3 protein-coding genes are annotated in these 2673 nt (G+C 33.4%); all 3 read left to right on the top strand.

Translation table 11 applies throughout. From position 1 onward, the window contains the following. Positions 1 to 401: 401 nt before the first annotated feature. The 3 genes from Q0376_RS04560 to Q0376_RS04550 all read left to right on the top strand — a co-directional run bounded on the left by Q0376_RS04560 (position 402) and on the right by Q0376_RS04550 (position 2527). Positions 402 to 983 (top strand): hypothetical protein, encoded by a 582-nt coding sequence (locus Q0376_RS04560; protein WP_298704614.1) that lies wholly within the window; start codon positions 402 to 404, stop codon positions 981 to 983. 374 nt (positions 984 to 1357) lie between these two features. Then, entirely contained in the window at positions 1358 to 1957 is a 600-nt protein-coding gene (locus tag Q0376_RS04555) for a nitrite reductase (RefSeq protein ID WP_298704611.1), read from the top strand. 27 nt (positions 1958 to 1984) lie between these two features. Continuing rightward, positions 1985 to 2527 (top strand): hypothetical protein, encoded by a 543-nt coding sequence (locus Q0376_RS04550; protein WP_298704608.1) that lies wholly within the window; start codon positions 1985 to 1987, stop codon positions 2525 to 2527. Positions 2528 to 2673: the final 146 nt, after the last annotated feature.

Raw genomic sequence — 2673 nt, 5'->3', positions numbered from 1 at the left:
ACCGCTGACCTCTTGAATGCCATTCAAGCGCTCTCCCAGCTGAGCTATACCCCCATGCATTACAGATAATATGATACTAAAAAGAATTGTTGTTTGTCAATTTTTTTTTAACAAGTAAAAGTATTCGTAAGATCTTGTTTTGACAGACTTTGTATAGTTTATTTAGAAGCGTCGTGAACAATGGTTTATTTCTAATAGTATTCTTTTTCTATGTCATACAATGAGTAGGAGGGGAAAATATAATGGGTAAATGGAGAAATATAATGTTAATTTTTGGTATAGAGTATGTATATTTCAAGATTGATATTATGAAAAAAACATTAATAGTTTATAATATGAAATATAGATGAAGTATTTTTGTGGGTAGATTTAAAGATTAATCTGGTCGGGGAGGTACTATTATGAAAAAGCTTTGGGTGATGTTGCTAGTTGTATTTTCAGTTGTATTTTTAGTAGGATGTGGGGATGCTGTTAGTAGTTTAACGGGCGGTAGTAAAGCAAATGTACTTACTGAGCCAGGTTTAGCCAATAAAATCATAGATGAACTTAAAAATAGAGATGAATTAAAGGGACATGATTTAAAAGCTATGAGTGATATTTCCTTTAATTATTATAAAGAATTGGGAAGTCGTGTTGAGATTCATGTTCAGAAGCCTGGTACAACAGATAAGGTTGATGCCTATATATATCAAGATGGTAAGTGGAGTGGTCCACAGCCAGTTCAATTAACCGGTGATGGTGTGTTGGCTGATAATGTAGGGGCTATTAGTACCATTGATTTTAATAAAGTAACAGAAATTTACAAAGTATCTCAGGAAAAGGCTAAAAGTATAGAAGGTGGCGAGGTAAAACACGGCGTTATGTACCAATATTCAGTAGATGATGGTGTATTCACAGCTTCTACTACTGTAGATGGGGCGCGTGAAAAATATTATTTACGTTTTGATGCACAAGGTAATTTAATTAAAGAAATTAAAAATTAAAACTCTCAATTAAATCATAGGGGTTAATGGTGCAACAATTGTAGTTCTTTAGTACATTTAGGGCGGTTAAAAGGATTATAAACTCTCATCTTCTTAGCTTTAATGACCCTAAGGAAGATTATGTTAAAAACAAAGGAAAAACAAAAAAGATCTCATACCTCATGGCAGGTATGAGATTTTTTTGTAGTTTACGCACATAGTAGTTTGCTTATAGTTTAAGTTTATTATTTATCCATTTGTTTCATAAACAAGTATGGTATAATATTATTTCAATTGAAAATGTCATTTTAAAACGTAACATATTTCATTATAAATTAAACTTAAAAATAAGTTTTTGGGGCTTAGTAAATTAAGTAAAAAGGAGTCATTTGTCCATGAAGACATCGATTATATTGCATTCGTTATTTAGTGAATTTTCTCGTGAACAATTACAAGATATTATGAAATTAGCTACTTTATATAAGGCTAATTTTCGGATTGTAGCTACAGGCATTCAATTATATGATATTTCAAAAGAGGACAAAGAAGCTATTATAACACAATTACCTGAAGGGGTTTCAGTAGTTAAGCATAAGGCTGTGAATTCTGTGGTAGCATGTCGTGGCACGGATGGTTGTAGCCACGGGTTTATGCAAACAATCCCTTTGGCAAAGCATATGGATAGGAAGCATTTTGGAGAAGCCATGCCCAATAAAATTCGCATCGGTATTAGTGGTTGTCCTCGTTGTTGTGCCGAAACTATGATCAAAGATATTGGCGTGTATGGTATGCCTGATGGATTTGTATTAGTGGCTGGAGGCGCCAGTGGCAGCAAACCGCAAAGTGCAACTATACTTTTGAAAGGGCTTACAGCTGAAGAGGCACAGGAAAAAATGGAATTTTTACTTCAATGGTATAAGGAAAAGGCAATGCCGAAGGAGAAATTTGAACATCTTCTAGGAAGACTGGGTAATCCATTTGAAATAGTGAGATGAGGAAGACGTAAATAAGAGGGGACTTGTATGAAACTATATAGTAAATTAGCCTTGCGTGTTGGCTTAGGCGGCATTATGTATGCTTTTTATGGCTTGTTTTCTATGATTTTAGGAATTTATATTGGTGAAGATACTAATGATATGGTCCTACAAAATGCAGGCATAATTTTATGCCTTTTTTTAGGCGGTTATATGGCTAGAAAATTATATGTAAAGGAATTATCTACGCATATAGAACTTCACAAACATACGATGTATTTTTTCTTTGGTATTTTATTTGCTTTTTGGGCCTTAGCGGAGGCTATGTTGGCTTATCATTCATTGACTTTTATTAGCTTTATGGAAGTCATCTTTTTTAACGACGATTATTTTGGTCTCAATCCTATAGTGTATTACATGATTCTTTGTATTTTACTTTGCATCGTAGGAGCGTATTTCTTCGTAACATTTTTATGCGCCGCAGCATCAGAGTGGTTTGTTATAAAAATAAAAGAAGGCCATGCACAGTATAAAGAAGTAAAAAAAGCAGTAGAATCCGCTAAAAAGGGGAATACCAATGATAGTGTCTAAGAAGCATATGCCATAAATAACTATTGAATTTTACAAAAAATAGGCGTACACTAGGTCAGTATTCTATTGATAAGCGAGGTTAGTATGGTAGTTTCGTTTAAAAGAAAAGAAGAAAAACGAACCTTTTTTGATTGGTATCGCAATTT

It is taken from the genome of uncultured Veillonella sp., assembly GCF_937981445.1.
Classification (GTDB): Bacteria; Bacillota; Negativicutes; order Veillonellales; family Veillonellaceae; genus Veillonella_A.
Note: the sequence above shows the minus strand (reverse complement) of the source record. Positions and strands in the feature narration are given on the sequence as shown.